The organism is Kineococcus deserti (assembly GCF_050871945.1).
Taxonomy (GTDB): domain Bacteria; phylum Actinomycetota; class Actinomycetes; order Actinomycetales; family Kineococcaceae; genus Kineococcus.
Window position 1 is genome coordinate 48649 of record NZ_JBJLSI010000028.1, and the last position, 19059, is coordinate 67707.

18 protein-coding genes are annotated in these 19059 nt (G+C 68.2%); all 18 read right to left on the reverse strand.

Annotated elements, in window-relative coordinates; genetic code table 11:
• Window position 1 precedes the first annotated feature (1 nt).
• Entirely contained in the window at window positions 2–370 is a 369-nt protein-coding gene (rplN, locus tag ACRYR2_RS18845) for a 50S ribosomal protein L14 (protein ID WP_012084971.1), read from the reverse strand.
• A gap of 145 nt (window positions 371–515) precedes the next feature.
• Window positions 516–797, reverse strand: coding sequence for a 30S ribosomal protein S17 (rpsQ, locus tag ACRYR2_RS18850; RefSeq protein WP_432564427.1), 282 nt, complete (start codon window positions 795–797; stop codon window positions 516–518).
• On the reverse strand, window positions 794–1042 hold the full coding sequence (gene rpmC, locus ACRYR2_RS18855; protein WP_370441320.1) for a 50S ribosomal protein L29: 249 nt from the start codon (window positions 1040–1042) through the stop codon (window positions 794–796). The genes rpsQ and rpmC overlap by 4 nt, the downstream gene beginning before the upstream one ends.
• Window position 1043: 1 nt before the next feature.
• Window positions 1044–1460: a 50S ribosomal protein L16 gene (rplP, locus tag ACRYR2_RS18860; protein WP_166609820.1), complete on the reverse strand. Its 417-nt coding sequence runs from the start codon at window positions 1458–1460 to the stop codon at window positions 1044–1046.
• 3 nt (window positions 1461–1463) lie between these two features.
• Complete coding sequence (gene rpsC / locus ACRYR2_RS18865; protein WP_432564428.1) at window positions 1464–2306, reverse strand: 30S ribosomal protein S3; 843 nt, start codon at window positions 2304–2306, stop codon at window positions 1464–1466.
• Window positions 2306–2686, reverse strand: coding sequence for a 50S ribosomal protein L22 (rplV, locus tag ACRYR2_RS18870; RefSeq protein WP_012084976.1), 381 nt, complete (start codon window positions 2684–2686; stop codon window positions 2306–2308). The genes rpsC and rplV overlap by 1 nt, the downstream gene beginning before the upstream one ends.
• Before the next feature lie 52 nt (window positions 2687–2738).
• Window positions 2739–3020, reverse strand: coding sequence for a 30S ribosomal protein S19 (gene rpsS / locus ACRYR2_RS18875; RefSeq protein ID WP_432564429.1), 282 nt, complete (start codon window positions 3018–3020; stop codon window positions 2739–2741).
• Window positions 3021–3035: 15 nt separating this feature from the next.
• Complete coding sequence (rplB, locus tag ACRYR2_RS18880; RefSeq protein WP_432564430.1) at window positions 3036–3872, reverse strand: 50S ribosomal protein L2; 837 nt, start codon at window positions 3870–3872, stop codon at window positions 3036–3038.
• A gap of 55 nt (window positions 3873–3927) precedes the next feature.
• Window positions 3928–4230 carry a 50S ribosomal protein L23 gene (rplW, locus tag ACRYR2_RS18885; protein WP_179756392.1) on the reverse strand — a complete coding sequence of 101 codons (303 nt, stop codon included), beginning with the start codon at window positions 4228–4230 and terminating at the stop codon, window positions 3928–3930.
• Between the two features lie 5 nt (window positions 4231–4235).
• Window positions 4236–4940: a 50S ribosomal protein L4 gene (gene rplD / locus ACRYR2_RS18890; protein WP_432564431.1), complete on the reverse strand. Its 705-nt coding sequence runs from the start codon at window positions 4938–4940 to the stop codon at window positions 4236–4238.
• Window position 4941: 1 nt separating this feature from the next.
• The gene (gene rplC, locus ACRYR2_RS18895) at window positions 4942–5601 is read right to left on the reverse strand and encodes a 50S ribosomal protein L3 (RefSeq protein WP_432564432.1); all 660 of its coding nucleotides are present in this window, start codon (window positions 5599–5601) and stop codon (window positions 4942–4944) included.
• Window positions 5602–5614: 13 nt separating this feature from the next.
• The gene (gene rpsJ, locus ACRYR2_RS18900) at window positions 5615–5923 is read right to left on the reverse strand and encodes a 30S ribosomal protein S10 (RefSeq protein WP_012084982.1); all 309 of its coding nucleotides are present in this window, start codon (window positions 5921–5923) and stop codon (window positions 5615–5617) included.
• Window positions 5924–6395: 472 nt separating this feature from the next.
• A complete protein-coding gene (gene tuf / locus ACRYR2_RS18905; RefSeq protein WP_432564433.1) occupies window positions 6396–7589 on the reverse strand; it encodes an elongation factor Tu in 1194 nt (397 codons plus the stop codon).
• 157 nt (window positions 7590–7746) lie between these two features.
• The gene (gene fusA / locus ACRYR2_RS18910) at window positions 7747–9849 is read right to left on the reverse strand and encodes an elongation factor G (protein WP_432564434.1); all 2103 of its coding nucleotides are present in this window, start codon (window positions 9847–9849) and stop codon (window positions 7747–7749) included.
• A gap of 62 nt (window positions 9850–9911) precedes the next feature.
• Window positions 9912–10382 (reverse strand): 30S ribosomal protein S7, encoded by a 471-nt coding sequence (rpsG, locus tag ACRYR2_RS18915; RefSeq protein ID WP_106209636.1) that lies wholly within the window; start codon window positions 10380–10382, stop codon window positions 9912–9914.
• A gap of 1 nt (window position 10383) precedes the next feature.
• Window positions 10384–10758, reverse strand: a complete 375-nt coding sequence (rpsL, locus tag ACRYR2_RS18920; protein WP_012084987.1) for a 30S ribosomal protein S12 — start codon at window positions 10756–10758, stop codon at window positions 10384–10386.
• Window positions 10759–11054: 296 nt separating this feature from the next.
• Window positions 11055–14936 carry a DNA-directed RNA polymerase subunit beta' gene (locus ACRYR2_RS18925; protein ID WP_432564435.1) on the reverse strand — a complete coding sequence of 1294 codons (3882 nt, stop codon included), beginning with the start codon at window positions 14934–14936 and terminating at the stop codon, window positions 11055–11057.
• A gap of 120 nt (window positions 14937–15056) precedes the next feature.
• Window positions 15057–18563, reverse strand: coding sequence for a DNA-directed RNA polymerase subunit beta (rpoB, locus tag ACRYR2_RS18930; protein WP_432564436.1), 3507 nt, complete (start codon window positions 18561–18563; stop codon window positions 15057–15059).
• Between the last annotated feature and the right edge of the window lie 496 nt (window positions 18564–19059).

Sequence of the window (19059 nt, forward strand, 5' to 3'; positions counted from 1 at the left end):
GTCAGAGCACCTCCGGGGCCAGCGAGATGATGCGCATGAACTTCTTCTCGCGCAGTTCACGACCGACGGGCCCGAAGATGCGGGTACCGCGCGGGTCACCGTCGGCGCGGAGGATCACCGCAGCGTTCTCGTCGAAACGGATGTAGGAACCGTCGGCGCGCCGACGCTCCTTCTTGGTGCGGACGATGACGGCCTTGACCACGTCGCCCTTCTTGACGTTTCCGCCGGGGATGGCGTCCTTGACCGTGGCCACGATCACGTCACCGATACCGGCGTAGCGGCGGCCGGAGCCACCGAGCACGCGGATGCACAAGATCTCCTTGGCACCCGTGTTGTCGGCGACCTTGAGCCGCGACTCCTGCTGGATCACTCTCTACTCCTTCGTCGCGCCGGTTCTCGACCACCCGCGAGGGGGCGAGCCTGGCCGAACGGACATGGAATCTGGGGGTGGGCCACACCAGCGGCCCACCCTCGGTCGAACGCGCCCGAGAGCGCGCGCATCACTTCGCGCGGTCTTACTTGGCGCGCTCGAGCACCTCGACGACGCGCCAGCGCTTGGTGGCCGACAGCGGCCGGGTCTCGGCGATGAGGACGAGGTCGCCCACACCCGCCGTCTCGACCTCGTCGTGCGCCTTGACCTTGGTCGTGCGGCGGATGACCTTGGCGTAGAGCGGGTGCTTCACGCGGTCCTCGACCTCGACGACGACGGTCTTCTGCATCTTGTCGCTGACGACGTAGCCGCGGCGCGTCTTGCGGTAGCCGCGCTCGCTCGTCGTAGCAGTGGTCTGCTCGCTCACTTGGCAGCCTCCTTCGTGATCGGCGCCTCGGTGATGCCGAGCTCGCGCTCGCGCATCGTCGTGTAGATGCGGGCGATGTCCCGCTTGACGGCCTTCAGCCGGGAGTTGTTCTCCAGCTGACCGGTGGCGGACTGGAAGCGCAGGTTGAACAGCTCTTCCTTCGCCTTCTTCAGCTCGTCGACCAGCTTCGCGTCGTCGAACTCACGCAGCTCGTCGGCGCTCAGGCCCTTGGTCCCGATGGCCAACTCACTCACCACCTTCGCGGCGCACGATCTTGCACTTGACGGGCAGCTTGTGGATGGCGCGGGTCAGCGCCTCCGCAGCGACCTTCTCGTTGGGGAACGACAGCTCGAACATGACGCGTCCGGGCTTGACGTTCGCGATCCACCACTCCGGCGAACCCTTGCCGGAACCCATGCGGGTCTCGGCGGGCTTCTTCGTCAGCGGCCGGTCCGGGTAGATGTTGATCCAGACCTTGCCGCCACGACGGATGTGGCGGGTGATGGCGATACGAGCGGACTCGATCTGCCGGTTGGTCACGTAGCCGCCTTCGACGGCCATGATCCCGTACTCGCCGAACGTGACGCGGGTGCCGCCGCTGGCCGCACCACGCCGCGTGGGGTGGTGCTGCTTGCGGTGCTTGACTCGCCGTGGGATGAGCACGACTCAGGCCTCCGTTCCGTTGGTGCCCTTGCCGGTGACCGGCTGCGCAGCAGCGGTACCGGTCGGAGCGGCGCCGGCAGCCGCGGCCTCGGCCACGGGAGCGCTCTCCTGCGTCGGACGGCGACGGCCGCGGCCCTCGCCGCGTTCGCCGCGCTCACCACGACGCGGGGCGCGCGGAGCGGCGGCCTGCGACTGGGCGAGCTCACGGCTGGTGACGTCACCGTGGTAGATCCAGACCTTCACGCCGATGCGGCCGAAGGTCGTGCGGGCCTCGTAGAAGCCGTAGTCGATGTTCGCGCGCAGCGTGTGCAGCGGAACCCGACCCTCGCGGTAGAACTCCGAGCGGCTCATCTCGGCGCCGCCGAGACGGCCGGCGCACTGCACCCGGATGCCCTTGGCGCCCGAGCGGAGCGAGGTCTGCATCCCCTTGCGCATGGCGCGACGGAACGAGACGCGGCTCGCGAGCTGCTCGGCGATGCCCTGGGCGACCAGCTGGGCGTCGGTCTCGGGGTTCTTGACCTCGAGGATGTTCAGCTGCACCTGCTTGCCGGTGAGCTTCTCGAGCTCACCGCGGATGCGGTCGGCCTCCGCACCACGACGGCCGATGACGATGCCCGGCCGGGCGGTGTGGATGTCGACGCGCACACGGTCGCGGGTGCGCTCGATCTCGACCTTGGAGATGCCGGCCCGCTCCATGCCCTTGGACATGAGGCGGCGGATCGCGACGTCCTCCTTGACGTAGTCGGCGTAACGCTGACCAGTCTTGGTGGAGTCGGCGAACCAACGGCTCTTGTGGTCGGTGGTGATGCCCAGTCGGAACCCGTGCGGGTTGACCTTCTGCCCCATCAGCGGGTCCTCCTCGTCTTCTTGGCGCCCTTGACGGCGGGTGCGACGACCACGGTGATGTGGCTGGTGCGCTTCAGGATGCGCCCCGCGCGCCCTTGGGCACGGGGACGGAAGCGCTTCATCGTCGGACCTTCGTCGACGTGGATCGCCTTGACGACGTACTCAGCCGGGTCGAACGCCTCGGAGTGCTTGTCCGCGTGGAACTTGGCGTTCGCCATCGCGCTCTCGACGAGCTTGCGCACCGGCTCGGCCGCCGACTGCGGGGCGAACGAGAGCACGGCGACGGCCTCAGTGGCCTGCTTGCCCCGGACGAGGTCGACGACTCGGCGCGCCTTCTGGGGCGTGACGCGGAGGTACCGCGTCTGCGCCTTGGCTTCCATCCCTAGTCCTGCCTTCTGATTCGGTCTCTAAGTGGTGTCGCGAGCACGAGGCTCAGCGGCGACGACCCTTGCGGTCGTCCTTCTCGTGGCCCTTGAACGTCCGCGTGGGCGCGAACTCGCCGAGCTTGTGCCCCACCATCGCCTCGGTGACGAAGACGGGGGTGTGCTTGCGGCCGTCGTGCACCGCGAACGTGTGACCCAGGAAGTCCGGGGTGATGACCGAACGGCGGGACCAGGTCCGGATGACGTTGTGCGTACCGGCCTCGTTCTGGACGTCCACCTTCTTCTGCAGGTGGTCGTCGACGAACGGGCCCTTCTTCAAGCTGCGAGGCATGGCCTGAACTCCCTATCAGCGCTTCTTGCCGGTGCGGCGGCGACGGACGATGAGCTTGTCGCTCTCCTTGCCCGGACGCCGCGTGCGGCCCTCAGGCTGACCCCAGGGGCTGACGGGGTGACGACCACCGGACGTCTTGCCCTCACCACCACCGTGCGGGTGGTCGATCGGGTTCATGGCGACACCACGGACGGTCGGGCGCTTGCCCTTCCAGCGCATGCGGCCGGCCTTGCCCCAGTTGATGTTCGACTGCTCGGCGTTGCCGACCTCACCGATGGTGGCGCGGCAGCGGACGTCGACGTTGCGGATCTCGCCCGACGGCATGCGCAGCTGGGCGAAGCGGCCCTCGCGGGCCACCAGCTGGACGCTCGCGCCGGCCGAACGCGCGATCTTGGCGCCGCCACCGGGACGGAGCTCGATCGCGTGGATCACGGTGCCGACCGGGATGTTGCGCAGCGGCAGGTTGTTGCCGGGCTTGATGTCGGCGGTCGGGCCGTTCTCGATGCGGTCGCCCTGCTTCAGCTTGGCGGGGGCGATGATGTAGCGCTTCTCGCCGTCCACGTAGTGCAGCAGCGCGATGCGCGCGGTGCGGTTGGGGTCGTACTCGATGTGCGCGACCTTGGCGTGCACGCCGTCCTTGTCGTGACGACGGAAGTCGATGACGCGGTAGGCACGCTTGTGGCCACCACCGATGTGACGGGTGGTGATGCGCCCGGTGGAGTTGCGGCCACCGGACTTGGTCAGCGGACGGACGAGCGACTTCTCCGGCTCGCTCCGCGTGATCTCGACGAAGTCGGCGACGGACGAGCCACGGCGGCCCGGCGTCGTCGGCTTGTACTTGCGGATTCCCATTGCAGCGATTCCTCGGGTTCGAAGGTTTCTACGGCGATCGTGCGAGCCCTGGGGCTCAGGCGACCGAGCCGCCGAAGATGTCGATCGTGCCCTCGCGCAACGTCACGATGGCCCGCTTGGTGTCCTTGCGCTTACCAGTACCGAACTTGGTGCGCCGGCTCTTGCCCTGACGGTTCGCGGTGTTCACCGCGGAGACCTTGACGCCGAAGACCTTCTCGACCGCGATCTTGATCTCGGTCTTGTTGGCCCGCGGGTCCACCAGGAACGTGTACTTGCCCTCGTCGATGAGCCCGTAGCTCTTCTCGGAGACGACCGGCGCGAGCAGGATGTCGCGCGGGTCCTTCTGCGTGCCGCCGATCGCGCTCACAGAGTGCTCCCTTCGGATTCCGCCGCCACCGCGGTCGCGCTGCGACCCTTGGGCGCACCTGCCACGAAGGCGTCGAGCGCCGCGCGGGTGAAGACGACGTCGTCGCTCTTCATCACGTCGTAGGTGTTGAGCTGGTCCGCCGGCAGGACGTGCACGTTGTCGAGGTTGCGCAGGGACTTCTGCGAGACCTCGTCGTCGCGGGTCAGGACGACCAGCACGTTCTTGCGACCGGACAGGGCCGCGATGAGCTGGCGCGCCGTCTTGGTCGAGGGGCTCTCGCCGACGGCCAGACCCTCGACGACGTGCAGACGCTCGTGACGCACCCGGTCGGAGAGGGCACCGCGCAGGGCGGCGGCCTTCATCTTCTTGGGGGTCCGCTGCGAGTAGTCGCGCGGCTGCGGGCCGTGGACGGTGCCACCGCCGGTGAACTGCGGAGCGCGCAGCGAACCCTGACGGGCGCGGCCGGTGCCCTTCTGCTTGTACGGCTTCTTGCCGCCACCACGGACGTCCCCGCGCGTCTTGGTCGCGTGCGTGCCCTGACGGGCCGCGGCGAGCTGCGCGGTGACGACCTGGTGGATCAGGGCGACGTTCGCCTGACGGCCGAAGTCCTTCGCCGGCAGGTCGACAGTGCCGTTGGTGCCACCGTCGGCGGTCCGCACGGGGACGGTGATGGCCTCAGCGGTCTGAGTCGTGTCAGTCATCTCAGGCCTCCTTCACGCGCGCCTTGGACGCGCTCTTGATGAGCACGAGGCCGCCGCGGGGACCGGGGATGGCGCCCGTGATGAGCAGCAGCCCCTTCTCCGCGTCGATCGCCTGCACGGTCAGGTTCTGGGTGGTCTGGCGGACCGCGCCCATGCGGCCGGCCATGCGCATGCCCTTGAACACGCGACCCGGGGTGGCGCAGCCGCCGATCGAGCCGGGCTTGCGGTGGTTGCGGTGCGCACCGTGGGAGGCGCCCACACCGGCGAAGCCGTGACGCTTCATGACACCGGCGAAGCCCTTGCCCTTGGTGGTGCCCACGACGTCGACGGTCGCGCCGGTCTCGAAGACCTCGGCGGTGACCTCCTGGCCGAGCTCGTACGAGCCGGCGTCCGTCGTGCGCAGCTCCACCAGGTGACGACGCGGCGCGACGCCGGCCTTCTCGAAGTGGCCCGCAGCGGGCTTGTTGGCCTTGCGCTGCGCGATGGCCGCGGTGGCCAGCTGGACGGCTTCGTAGCCGTCGGTGGTAGTGGTGCGGATCTGGGTCACGACGTTCGGCTCGACCTTGACGACCGTCACCGGGACGACGCGGTTGTCCGCGTCCCACAGCTGGGTCATGCCGAGCTTGGTGCCGAGCACCCCTCGCACTTGCCTGTTGCTCATCGTGTGGAGTCCCTCAGAGCTTGATCTCGATGTCGACACCGGCCGGGAGGTCGAGACGCATGAGCGAGTCGACGGTCTTCGGCGTGGGGTCGATGATGTCGATGAGGCGCTTGTGCGTGCGCATCTCGAAGTGCTCGCGGCTGTCCTTGTACTTGTGCGGCGAGCGGATGACGCAGTACACGTTCTTCTCGGTCGGCAGCGGCACGGGCCCGGCGACCGAAGCACCGGTACGGGTCACCGTGTCGACGATCTTGCGCGCCGAGCTGTCGATGACCTCGTGGTCGTAGGCCTTGAGCCTGATGCGGATCTTCTGTCCCGCCATGGCGTCGTCTGACTCTCTCTCTTCGTACCGCTACTGACTCGCGCACGGCGCAGAGCGCCCGGCTGCCGTGGGCAACCGCCTTGCGCTCCGACCCCCGAGGTCGGGCGTGTCGCGCTCTCGCACGCTCTGCACCCTCGCCCGGTTGCCCGGTGTGGTCCTGTCGTCCTGTTCAGGTTGCCCTGGGGGTCCAGGTGAACCATCCGCCGCCCGTACGAGACGTTCGACGTTCGCGGTTGCCGGCCGTCGTCCTGATCCGGTCCCCGGATCGGATGGAATCTTGATCCAGGCGCGGTCCAGCGGCGCAGCAACCCGGACAGTCTGCCAGACGCAGGGGGCTGTTGGCGAATCGAGCAGCGGCAGCTGGTCGATGCAGGGTCCGCCCACGACGAAGGGGCGGGTCCGGGTGGACCCGCCCCTCACGCCTGGGCGAGCGATCCGCTGCGGGGAACGTCCTCCCCCGCAGCGGGTCAGCTCACTTGATGATCTTCGTGACCCGACCGGCGCCGACGGTGCGGCCACCCTCACGGATCGCGAACTTCAGGCCCTCTTCCATCGCGATGGGCTGGATGAGGTCGACCTTCATCTCGGTGTTGTCACCGGGCATGACCATCTCGGTGCCCTCAGGCAGCGAGACGACGCCCGTGACGTCGGTCGTCCGGAAGTAGAACTGCGGACGGTAGTTGTTGTAGAAGGGCGTGTGACGGCCACCCTCGTCCTTGGACAGGATGTAGGCCTGGCCCTCGAACTCGGTGTGCGGGGTGATCGAGGCCGGCTTCACGACGACCTGACCACGCTCGACGTCGTCACGCTTCAGACCACGGAGCAGCAGCGCGGCGTTGTCGCCGGCCTGGCCCGAGTCCAGCATCTTGTTGAACATCTCGATGCTGGTGACGGTGGTCTTCTGCGAGGTCGGCTTGATGCCGACGATCTCGACTTCCTGGTTGACGTTCAGGACGCCACGCTCGATGCGGCCGGTCACGACGGTGCCGCGGCCGGTGATCGTGAAGACGTCCTCGATCGGCATCAGGAACGGCTGGTCGACCGCACGCTCGGGCTCGGGGATCGCGGTGTCGACCGCGTTCATGAGCTCCATGAGCTTGTCGCCCCACTCGGCGTCGCCCTCGAGGGCCTTCAGCGCCGAGACGCGGACCACGGGGACGTCGTCGCCCGGGAACTCGTAGGACGAGAGGAGCTCACGCACCTCCATCTCGACGAGTTCGAGGAGTTCCTCGTCCTCGACCATGTCGGCCTTGTTCAGCGCGACGACGATGTAGGGGACGCCGACCTGGCGGGCCAGGATGACGTGCTCCTTGGTCTGCGGCATCGGGCCGTCGGTGGCCGCGACCACGAGGATGGCGCCGTCCATCTGCGCCGCACCCGTGATCATGTTCTTGATGTAGTCCGCGTGACCCGGGCAGTCGACGTGGGCGTAGTGACGCGCCTCGGTCTGGTACTCGACGTGTGCGATCGAGATCGTGATGCCGCGCTGACGCTCTTCAGGGGCCTTGTCGATCTGGTCGAACGCCGAGGCCTTATTCAGCTCCGGGAACTTGTCGTGCAGCACGCGGGTGATCGCCGCGGTCAACGTCGTCTTCCCGTGGTCGATGTGACCAATCGTGCCGATGTTGACGTGCGGCTTGGTCCGCTCGAACTTCGCCTTCGCCACTTGGGGGTCCTCCTCGGACTGTCGTTTCTTCCCGACCCGGTTCAACGGGTGGGTGGGTGACCTGGCTGGTCACTGGCCCACACGGCGGTGGTCCAGGGGTCGTACCGTGGGGAAGCGGTCCGTGGTGGACCGCTCCCCCGGGGTCGTCAGGAGAGGGTCACTCCCCGCGGACCTTCTTCACGATCTCGTCCGCCACGTTCCGCGGAACTTCCGCGTAGTTGGAGAACTGCATCGAGTAGACCGCGCGGCCCTGGGTCTTGGACCGCAGGTCGCCGACGTAGCCGAACATCTCCGACAGCGGAACGGCGGCCTTGACGAGCTTGGCCCCGCTGACGTCCTCCATGGACTCGATCTGCCCACGGCGGGAGTTCAGGTCGCCGATGACGTCGCCCATGTAGTCGGCGGGCGTACGCACCTCGACGGCCATGACCGGCTCGAGCAGGACGGGCTGCGCCTTGCGGACAGCCTCGCGCAGGACCATCTTGCCTGCGATCTTGAAGGCCATCTCGGAGGAGTCGACGTCGTGCGCCGCACCGTCGATGAGGGAGGCCTTGATCCCCACCAGCGGGTAGCCGGCGACGACACCCTCCTGCATGGCCTCCTGGATGCCGTTGTCCACGGAGGGGATGTACTCGCGCGGGACGCGGCCACCGGTGACGGCGTTCACGAACTCGTAGAACGTGCCGTCCGCGGTGTCCAGCGGCTCGATCGAGACCTGGACCTTCGCGTACTGGCCGGACCCACCCGTCTGCTTCTTGTGGGTGTAGTCCTCCTTGAGGACCGCGCGCCGGATCGTCTCGCGGTAGGCGACCTGCGGCTTGCCGACGTTCGCCTCGACCTTGTACTCGCGCTTCATGCGGTCGACCAGGATGTCGAGGTGGAGCTCGCCCATCCCCTTGATGATGGTCTGACCGGTCTCCTGGTCGAGCTCGACCTGGAAGGTCGGGTCCTCTTCCGCGAGACGCTGGATCGCGGTACCGAGCTTCTCCTGGTCGCCCTTCGTCTTGGGCTCGATGGCGACCGAGATGACGGGCTCGGGGAAGGTCATCGACTCGAGGACGACCTGCTGGGCCGAGTCGGACAGGGTGTCCCCCGTCGTCGTCTCCTTCAGGCCGATCATCGCGTAGATGTGGCCCGCACGGGCCTCCTCGACGGGGTTCTCCTTGTTGGAGTGCATCTGGAAGAGCTTCCCGATGCGCTCCTTCTTGCCCTTGGTCGAGTTCACGACCTGCGAGCCGGCGGCCACGACGCCCGAGTACACCCGGACGTAGGTGAGCTTGCCGAAGAACGGGTGCGCCGCGACCTTGAACGCCAGGGCCGAGAACGGCTCGTCGGCGTCGGGCTTGCGGATGATCTCGACCGACTCGTCGCCGACCTTGTGACCCACCATGGGCTTCACGTCGAGCGGCGAGGGCAGGTAGTCGATGACCGCGTCGAGCATGGGCTGCACGCCCTTGTTCTTGAACGCGGAACCGCAGAAGATCGGGTACAGCTCGGAGTTGATCGTCAGCTTGCGGACCGCAGCCTTGATCTCCTCCGGGGTGAGGTCCTCGCCGCCGAGGTACTTCTCGAGCAGGGCCTCGTCGCTCTCCGCGACGCGCTCGACGAGCTTGGCCCGGTACTCGTTGGCCTGGTCGAGCAGATCCGCGGGGATCTCCTCGATCGTGTAGTCGGCGCCCATCTGCACGTCGCCGCGCCAGGTCAGCGCGCGCATGTAGACGAGGTCGACGACACCGGCGAAGGTGTTCTCCGCACCGATCGGCAGCTGCATGACCAGCGGCTCGGCGCCCAGACGGTCGCTGATGGTGCCGACGGTGAAGAAGAAGTCGGCGCCCAGCTTGTCCATCTTGTTGACGAAGCAGATGCGCGGGACGTCGTACTTGTCCGCCTGCCGCCACACGGTCTCGGACTGCGGCTCGACGCCCTCCTTGCCGTCGAAGACGGCGACCGCGCCGTCGAGGACGCGCAGGGAGCGCTCGACCTCGACCGTGAAGTCCACGTGGCCGGGGGTGTCGATGATGTTGATCTGGGTGCCTTCCCAGAAGCAGGTGGTGGCGGCGGAGGTGATGGTGATCCCCCGCTCCTGCTCCTGAGCCATCCAGTCCATCGTGGCCGCGCCGTCGTGGACCTCGCCGATCTTGTAGTTGATCCCCGTGTAGAAGAGGATCCGCTCCGTCGTCGTGGTCTTGCCGGCGTCGATGTGCGCCATGATGCCGATGTTGCGGACCTTGGTCAGGTCCGTCAGCACGTCCTGTGCCACGGTTTACTGCCTCTTCCCTGGGATCGAGGGGGTGAGTCGGCGAGAACTGCTCACCACTGGGGTCACCAGCGGTAGTGCGCGAAGGCCCGGTTCGACTCGGCCATCTTGTGGGTGTCCTCGCGGCGCTTCACCGCGGCACCGAGGCCGTTGGACGCGTCGAGGATCTCGTTGAGCAGACGCTCGGTCATGGTCTTCTCGCGGCGCTGCCGGGCGTAGCCGACGAGCCAGCGCAGGGCCAGCGTCGTGGAACGGCTCGGGCGCACTTCGATCGGCACCTGGTAGGTCGACCCGCCGACGCGGCGGGACTTGACCTCGATCGCGGGCTTGACGTTGTCGAGCGCGCGCTTCAGCACGACGACGGGGTCGCCACCGGTCTTGTCGCGGGCACCCTCGAGGGCGCCGTAGACGATCGACTCGGCGACGGACTTCTTGCCGTCGAGGAGGATCTTGTTGACGAGCTGCGTCACCAGCGGGGACTGGTAGACCGGGTCCACCACGAGGGGACGCTTGGGTGCGGGGCCCTTGCGCGGCATGTCAGCTCTTCTCCTTCTTCGCGCCGTAGCGGCTGCGCGCCTGCTTGCGGTTCTTCACGCCCTGGGTGTCGAGCGACCCGCGGACGATCTTGTAGCGGACACCCGGGAGGTCCTTCACGCGGCCACCGCGGACGAGGACCATCGAGTGTTCCTGCAGGTTGTGACCCACGCCCGGGATGTAGGCGGTGACCTCGATACCGCTGGTCAGCTTCACGCGGGCGACCTTGCGCAGCGCCGAGTTCGGCTTCTTCGGCGTCGTGGTGTACACACGCGTGCACACGCCACGGCGCTGCGGGCTGCCCTTCAGGGCGGGCGTCTTGGTCTTGACGACCTTGTCCTCCCGGCCCTTGCGGACCAGCTGCTGGATGGTGGGCACCCTGTCTCCGTCTGTCTCGATCTGGTGTGTCGGCTGTCCTCGGGACGCACCGGCCGTCTCCGGCCGGCGCTCGACCCCCGCCGACCCACGAGGTCGGGCGTGTCGTTCGGTCGAGGTCCCGCGGGGGTGACGTCCTGTCACCTGGAAGCGGGCGCGCTCGTGTCAAGCGGACACGAGACTACCCGCGGCGTTGCTCAGTGGTCAAAACGGGCGCGTGCGACTGGGCACGGCCCGCAGGGGGGCTGTTCCCCTCCCCCGGGAACGGGGAAGAGGAACAGCCCGTGACTGCAGCTGACTCAGCGGTAGTCGCTGCTGCCGTAGTCGAACTCCTCCAGCGGCACGGCCTGGCCGGAGCCCACACCGAACTGCGCGTAGTCGACGTCGTCGTAGCCCGGCACCGAGTACATCTGCGCCTTGGCCTCCTCGGTCGGCTCCACCCGGATGTTGCGGTAGCGGGGCAGCCCCGTGCCGGCCGGGATGAGCTTGCCGATGATGACGTTCTCCTTGAGGCCGAGCAACGGGTCGCTCTTGCCCTCCATGGCCGCGTTCGTCAGCACGCGGGTCGTCTCCTGGAAGGAGGCCGCGGACAGCCACGAGTCCGTCGCGAGCGACGCCTTCGTGATGCCCATCAGCTCGGGCCGGCCGGAGGCGGGCTGTCCGCCCTCGGCCATGACCCGACGGTTCTCCTCCTCGAAGCGCGCACGTTCGACGAGCTCACCGGGCAGCAGCTCGGAGCCGTTCTGCTCGATGATCGTCACCCGCTTGAGCATCTGGCGGACGATGACCTCGATGTGCTTGTCGTGGATCGACACGCCCTGGGAGCGGTAGACCTCCTGCACCTCGTCGACCAGGTGCATCTGCACCCGGCGCGGGCCGAGGATGCGCAGCACCTGCTTGGGGTCGACCGCACCCTGGACGAGCTTCTGCCCGACCTCGACGTGCGTGCCGTCCTCCACGAGCAGTCGCTGACGACGCGTCACCGGGTACTCGACCTCTTCGGCACCGTCGTCGGGGGTGACGACGATCTTGCGGCCCTTGTCGGTCTCCTCGATGCGGGCGCGGCCCGCGACCTCGGAGATCGGCGCGTTCCCCTTGGGGGTACGGGCTTCGAAGAGCTCGACGACACGCGGCAGACCGTGCGTGATGTCACCGGACTCCGACGCGGCACCACCGGTGTGGAAGGTGCGCATCGTCAGCTGCGTGCCCGGCTCACCGATCGACTGGGCCGCGACGATGCCGACGGCCTCGCCGATGTCGACGAGCTTGCCCGAGGCCAGCGACCGGCCGTAGCACCGGGCGCAGGTCCCGACGCGCGACTCGCACGTCAGCACGGAGCGGACCTTGACGCTGTCGACGCCCTGGGCGACCAGCGCGTCGATGACCACGTCGCCGAGGTCGGAGCCGGCGGCCAGCACGACCTCGCCGCCGACCTCGACGTCCGTCGCCAGCGTGCGGGCGTAGACGCTGGTCTCGACGTCGTCGTGGCGGCGCAGGGTGCCGTCGGCACCCTTCTCCGCGATGGGCATCGCCAGGCCGCGGAAGGTCCCGCAGTCGTCCTCGCGCACGATGACGTCCTGGGAGACGTCCACGAGGCGACGGGTCAGGTACCCCGAGTCGGCGGTGCGCAGCGCGGTGTCGGCCAGACCCTTGCGGGCACCGTGCGTGGTGATGAAGAACTCACCCACGGTCAGACCTTCACGGAAGGACGCCTTGACCGGACGCGGGATGATCTCGCCCTTCGGGTTGGCCATGAGGCCACGCATCCCGGCGAGCTGACGCATCTGCATCCAGTTGCCTCGCGCACCCGAGCTCACCATGCGGTGGATCGTGTTGTGCGTCGGCATGGCCGCCTCGAGGTCCTTGGCGACGTCGTTCGTGGCCTGCGTCCAGATCTCGATGAGCTCCTGACGGCGCTCGTCGTCGGTGATCAGACCACGCTCGTACTGCTGCTGGACCTTCTCCGCCTTGGCCTCGTAGGTCTCGAGGATCGCCAGCTTGTTCGGCGGCGCCACGACGTCGGCGATGGAGACGGTGGTCCCCGAGCGGGTGGCCCAGCGGAAGCCGGCCTCCTTCAGGGCGTCCAGCGCCGCCGCCACCTGGACCTTCGGGTACTTCTCGGCGAGCTCGTTGACGATCGCCGAGAGGTGCTTCTTGTCCACCGCGGTGTTCACGTACCGGAAGTCGACCGGCAGCGTCTCGTTGAAGAGCGCGCGACCGAGCGTCGTCTCGACCGTGAGGTCGTCGCCGACGGCGTAGTCCTCGGGCAGCGTCCAGCCCTCGGCCGGCACGACACCCTGCAGACGGATCTTCACCTTGGCGTTCAGGTGCAGCTGCCGTGCGTCGAAGGCCATGATCGCCTCGGCGAGCGAGGAGAACTGCCGGCCCACGCCCTCGACGTCGTCCCGGTCGGCGGTCAGGTGGTACAGACCGATGATCATGTCCTGGGTGGGCATGGTCACCGGACGGCCGTCCGCCGGCTTGAGGATGTTGTTCGAGGACAGCATGAGGATGCGGGCCTCGGCCTGCGCCTCCGCGCTCAGCGGCACGTGCACGGCCATCTGGTCGCCGTCGAAGTCCGCGTTGAACGCGGTGCAGACGAGCGGGTGGATCTGGATGGCCTTGCCCTCGACCAGCTGGGGCTCGAAGGCCTGGATGCCCAGGCGGTGCAGCGTGGGCGCGCGGTTGAGCAGCACGGGGTGCTCGGTGATGACCTCGGACAGGACGTCCCAGACCACCGGGCGGGCGCGCTCGACCATGCGCTTGGCCGACTTGATGTTCTGCGCGTGCGACAGGTCCACGAGCCGCTTCATGACGAAGGGCTTGAACAGCTCCAGCGCCATCTGCTTGGGCAGACCGCACTGGTGCAGCTTCAGCTGCGGGCCGACGACGATGACCGAACGGCCCGAGTAGTCGACGCGCTTGCCGAGCAGGTTCTGGCGGAACCGGCCCTGCTTGCCCTTGAGCATGTCGGACAGCGACTTCAGCGGGCGGTTGCCCGGGCCCGTCACCGGCCGGCCACGGCGGCCGTTGTCGAACAGCGCGTCGACGGCCTCCTGCAGCATGCGCTTCTCGTTGTTCACGATGATCTCGGGCGCGCCGAGGTCGAGGAGGCGCTTCAACCGGTTGTTGCGGTTGATGACGCGGCGGTACAGGTCGTTGAGGTCCGAGGTGGCGAAGCGGCCACCGTCGAGCTGGACCATCGGCCGCAGGTCCGGCGGGATCACCGGGACGCAGTCGAGGACCATGCCCTCGGGCGAGTTGCGCGTGGTCAGGAACGCCGAGACGACCTTGAGGCGCTTGAGGGCACGGGTCTTGCGCTGGCCCTTGCCGGTGGCGATGGTCTCGCGCAGCGACTCGGCCTCGGCCTCCAGGTCGAAGCTCTGCAGACGCTTCTGGAGCGCCGCAGCCCCCATGCCGCCCTCGAAGTACATGCCGAAGCGCTCGCGCATGGCGCGGTAGAGCACCTCGTCACCCTCGAGGTCCTGGACCTTGAGCGTGCGGAAGCGGTCCCAGATCGTCGCGAGGCGGTCGATCTCGGTGTCGGCGCGACGACGGATCTGCGCCATCTCGCGCTCGGCCGACTCGCGCACCTTGCGGCGCACGTCCGACTTCGCACCCTCGGCCTCGAGCTCGGCCAGGTCGGCCTCGAGCGTCTTGGCACGGGCGTCGACGTCGGCGTCCCGACGGTTCTCGACCTCGCGCTTCTCGACCTCGATCTGCGCCTCGAGCGAGGAGAAGTCGCGCTGACGACCCTCCTCGTCGACCGACGTGATCATGTAGGCCGCGAAGTAGATGACCTTCTCGAGGTCCTTGGGAGCCAGGTCGAGCAGGTAGCCCAGCCGGCTCGGGACGCCCTTGAAGTACCAGATGTGCGTGACGGGGGCGGCGAGCTCGATGTGCCCCATGCGCTCACGACGAACCTTGGCGCGCGTGACCTCGACACCGCAGCGTTCGCAGATGATGCCCTTGAAGCGCACGCGCTTGTACTTGCCGCAGTAGCACTCCCAGTCCCGGGTCGGACCGAAGATCTTCTCGCAGAAGAGCCCGTCCTTCTCCGGCTTCAGGGTGCGGTAGTTGATGGTCTCCGGCTTCTTGACCTCACCGTGCGACCACGTGCGGATGTCGTCCGCGGTGGCCAGCCCGATGCGCAGCTCGTCGAAGAAGTTGACGTCGAGCAACGTGATCTTCTCTCTCTAGGTTCTTCCGAGGTCTGACTGTCCTGCGGAGCCCGCTCGCGGGAGGGGGCTCCGTGTGGCCGGCGGCAGCGGGTGGGGGACCACTCCCCCACCCACCGACCGTCAGACCTCTTCGACGCTGCTCGGCTCGCGCCGGGCCAGGTCGATGCCCAGCTCCTCGGCCGCCCGGAAGACGTCCTCGTCGCTGTCGCGCATCTCGATGGCCATGCCGTCCGAGGAGAGGACCTCCACGTTCAGGCACAGCGACTGCATCTCCTTGATGAGCACCTTGAAGGACTCGGGGATGCCCGGTTCGGGGATGTTCTCGCCCTTGACGATGGCCTCGTAGACCTTCACGCGGCCCAGGACGTCGTCGGACTTGATCGTCAGCAGCTCCTGCAGGGCGTAGGCGGCGCCGTAGGCCTCCAGGGCCCAGACCTCCATCTCGCCGAAGCGCTGACCACCGAACTGCGCCTTACCACCGAGCGGCTGCTGGGTGATCATGGAGTACGGACCGGTCGAACGGGCGTGGATCTTGTCGTCGACCAGGTGGTGCAGCTTCAGGATGTACATGTAGCCGACCGAGACCGGGTCCGGGAACGGCTCGCCGGAGCGGCCGTCGAACAGCTGCGCCTTGCCGTCGCCCTGGACGAGGCGGTCGCCGTCGCGGGTCTTGAGCGTGGAGCTGAGCAGACCGGTGATCTCCTCCTCGCGCGCACCGTCGAAGACGGGGGTCGCGATGCGGGAACCGGCCGGTGCCGAGCGGATCTCCTCGGGGATGAGCTTGGCCCAGTCCGGGTCGCCCTCGATCGACCAGCCGCGGCTGGCGATCCACCCCAGGTGCAGCTCCAGGACCTGACCGACGTTCATCCGGCTCGGCACGCCGAGCGGGTTGAGGATCACGTCGACCGGGGTCCCGTCCTCGAGGAACGGCATGTCCTCGACGGGCAGGATCTTGGAGATGACGCCCTTGTTGCCGTGGCGGCCGGCGAGCTTGTCACCGTCGGTGATCTTGCGCTTGTTGGCCACGTAGACGCGCACCAGCTGGTTCACGCCCGGGGGCAGCTCGTCGCCCTCGTCGCGGTCGAAGACCTTGACGCCGATGACGGTGCCGGTCTCGCCGTGGGGCACCTTCAGCGAGGTGTCGCGCACCTCGCGGGCCTTCTCACCGAAGATGGCACGCAGCAGGCGCTCCTCCGGGGTCAGCTCGGTCTCACCCTTGGGCGTGACCTTGCCGACGAGCAGGTCGCCGTCGCGGACCTCGGCGCCGATGCGGATGATCCCGCGCTCGTCGAGGTCGGCCAGCACCTCCTCGGCCACGTTCGGGATGTCCCGGGTGATCTCCTCGGGCCCGAGCTTGGTGTCGCGGGCGTCGACCTCGTGCTCCTCGATGTGGATCGAGGACAGGACGTCGTCCTGCACGAGGCGCTGCGACAGGATGATCGCGTCCTCGTAGTTGTGGCCCTCCCACGGCATGAACGCGACCATCAGGTTGCGGCCCAGGGCCATCTCGCCACCGTCGGTGGACGGGCCGTCGGCCAGCACCGTGCCGACCTCGACGCGCGCGCCCTCGTCGACGACGACCTGCTGGTTGTAGGCGGTGCCGTGGTTGGAGCGACGGAACTTCGCCACCTTGTAGGTGGTCGAGGTGCCGTCGTCGTTGGAGACGGTGATGAGGTCGGCGGAGACCTCGGTCGCCACGCCGGCCTTGGTGGCCACGACCACGTCACCGGCGTCGACGGCGGCACGGAACTCCATGCCGGTGCCGACCAGCGGCGCCTCGGACTTCACCAGCGGCACGGCCTGACGCTGCATGTTGGCGCCCATGAGCGCGCGGTTGGCGTCGTCGTGCTCGAGGAAGGGGATCATCGCGGTCGCGACGGAGACCATCTGCCGGGCGGCGACGTCCATGTAGTCGACCTCGGAGTTCGGGACGAACTCCGTCTCACCACCCTTGGCGCGCACCAGGACGCGGGCCTCGGCGAAGGAGCCGTCCGCGTTCAGCGGGGCGTTCGCCTGGGCGATGACGAAGGCGTCCTCCTCGTCGGCGGTCAGGTAGTCGACGTCGTCGCTGACCCGGCCGTCGACGATCTTGCGGTACGGCGTCTCGATGAAGCCGAACGGGTTGATCCGGCCGTACGAGGACAGCGAACCGATGAGGCCGATGTTCGGGCCTTCAGGCGTCTCGATCGGGCACATGCGGCCGTAGTGCGACGGGTGGACGTCGCGGACCTCCATGCCGGCCCGCTCACGGGACAGACCGCCGGGGCCCAGCGCCGACAGGCGGCGCTTGTGGGTCAGACCCGCGAGCGGGTTGGTCTGGTCCATGAACTGCGACAGCTGGCTCGTCCCGAAGAACTCCTTGATGGAGGCCACGACGGGGCGGATGTTGATCAGCGTCTGCGGCGTGATGGCCTCGACGTCCTGGGTCGTCATGCGCTCGCGCACGACGCGCTCCATCCGGGACAGGCCGGTGCGGACCTGGTTCTGGATGAGCTCGCCGACGCTGCGCAGGCGACGGTTGCCGAAGTGGTCGATGTCGTCGACCTCGACGCGGACGTCGATCGGCTGGCCGTTCCGGACGCCCGGCATCGCGACCTCGCCGGCGTGCAGCTTCACGAGGAACTTGATGGTGCGCACGATGTCGTCGACGGTGAGCACGCTGGCGTCCAGCGGCTCCTCCATGCCGAGCTTCTTGTTCACCTTGTAGCGGCCGACCTTGGCGAGGTCGTAGCGCTTGGAGTTGAAGTACAGGTTGTCGAGCAGGTTGCGCGCGGCCTCCTGCGTCGGCGGCTCGCCCGGGCGCAGCTTGCGGTAGATGTCCAGCAGCGCGTCCTCGACACCGGAGGTGTGGTCCTTCTCCAGCGTGGAGATCATCGACTCGTAGTCGGCGAACTCCTCGCGGATCTGGGACTCGCTCCAGCCCAGGGCCTTCAGCAGCACGGTGACCGACTGCTTGCGCTTGCGGTCGATGCGGACGCCGACGGTGTCGCGCTTGTCGATCTCGAACTCGAGCCACGCACCGCGGGACGGGATGATCTTCGCCGTCCAGGTGTCGCGGTCGGAGGTCTTGTCCGGCACGCGCTCGAAGTAGATGCCCGGGGAACGGACCAGCTGCGACACGACGACGCGCTCGGTGCCGTTGATGACGAAGGTGCCGCGGTCGGTCATGAGCGGGAAGTCGCCCATGAAGACCGTCTGGGACTTGATCTCACCGGTGTTGCCGTTGATGAACTCCGCCGTGACGAACAGCGGGGCGGCGTAGGTGAGGTCGCGCTCCTTGCACTCGTCGAGGGAGTACTTCGGGGGCTCGAAACGGTGGTCGCGGAACGACAGCGACATCGACCCGGAGAAGTCCTCGATCGGGGAGATCTCCTCGAAGATCTCCTCCAGGCCGGAGGTGGTGGGGACGGCGAGTCCACCGTTGGTGGAGGCCTCCACGCGGTCCTGCCAGCGCTTGTTGCCGAGCAGCCAGTCGAAGCTGTCGGTCTGCAGCGCGAGGAGGTCGGGGACCTCCAGCGGTTCGTGGATCTTGCCGAAGGAGTACCGTCCGGAGACGGTGCGCGGCGACTGGTTGCCGACGATGGTGCTCGTGCTGTTCGGTGCGGACGCTGGACGCGAGGCAGCCAAGAGGGGTCCTTCCACGGGCCTGCGAACGTTGTGCGCTCCCCGCCCCACTCGGTCGTTCCCACGGCGACGACCGGCCATATGACTTTGGGCAGCGCAAAACAGCAGGGTACCCCGCTGGGGCGCGCCTGTCCAACCCCGGCTCCTGCGGAGCCCGGGCGCTGTGCGCCGGCGACTGCGCCGGGAGCGACCGCACGTCGTCGTCGACGTGGATGAGCTTGTCGCACAGCGGCTGGAGTCGTTGCCAACCGCTGATGAGGATGTCCCTGTCCGGGCGCCGCGTCAAGGCGACTCCCCGCCCTGTGGGTACTTCGGTCCCCGAGGGACGGACGGGGGCCCCGGACGCGACAGGGGGGGGGGGGGGGGGGGGGGTGGGGGGGCGGGGGGGGGGGGGGGGGGGGGGGGGGGGGGGGGGGGGGGGGGGGGGGGGGGTGGGGGGGGGGGGGGGGGCGTGGGCGGGGTCGGACGGGGGGGGTGTGGGGTCGGTGGCGTTGACGGG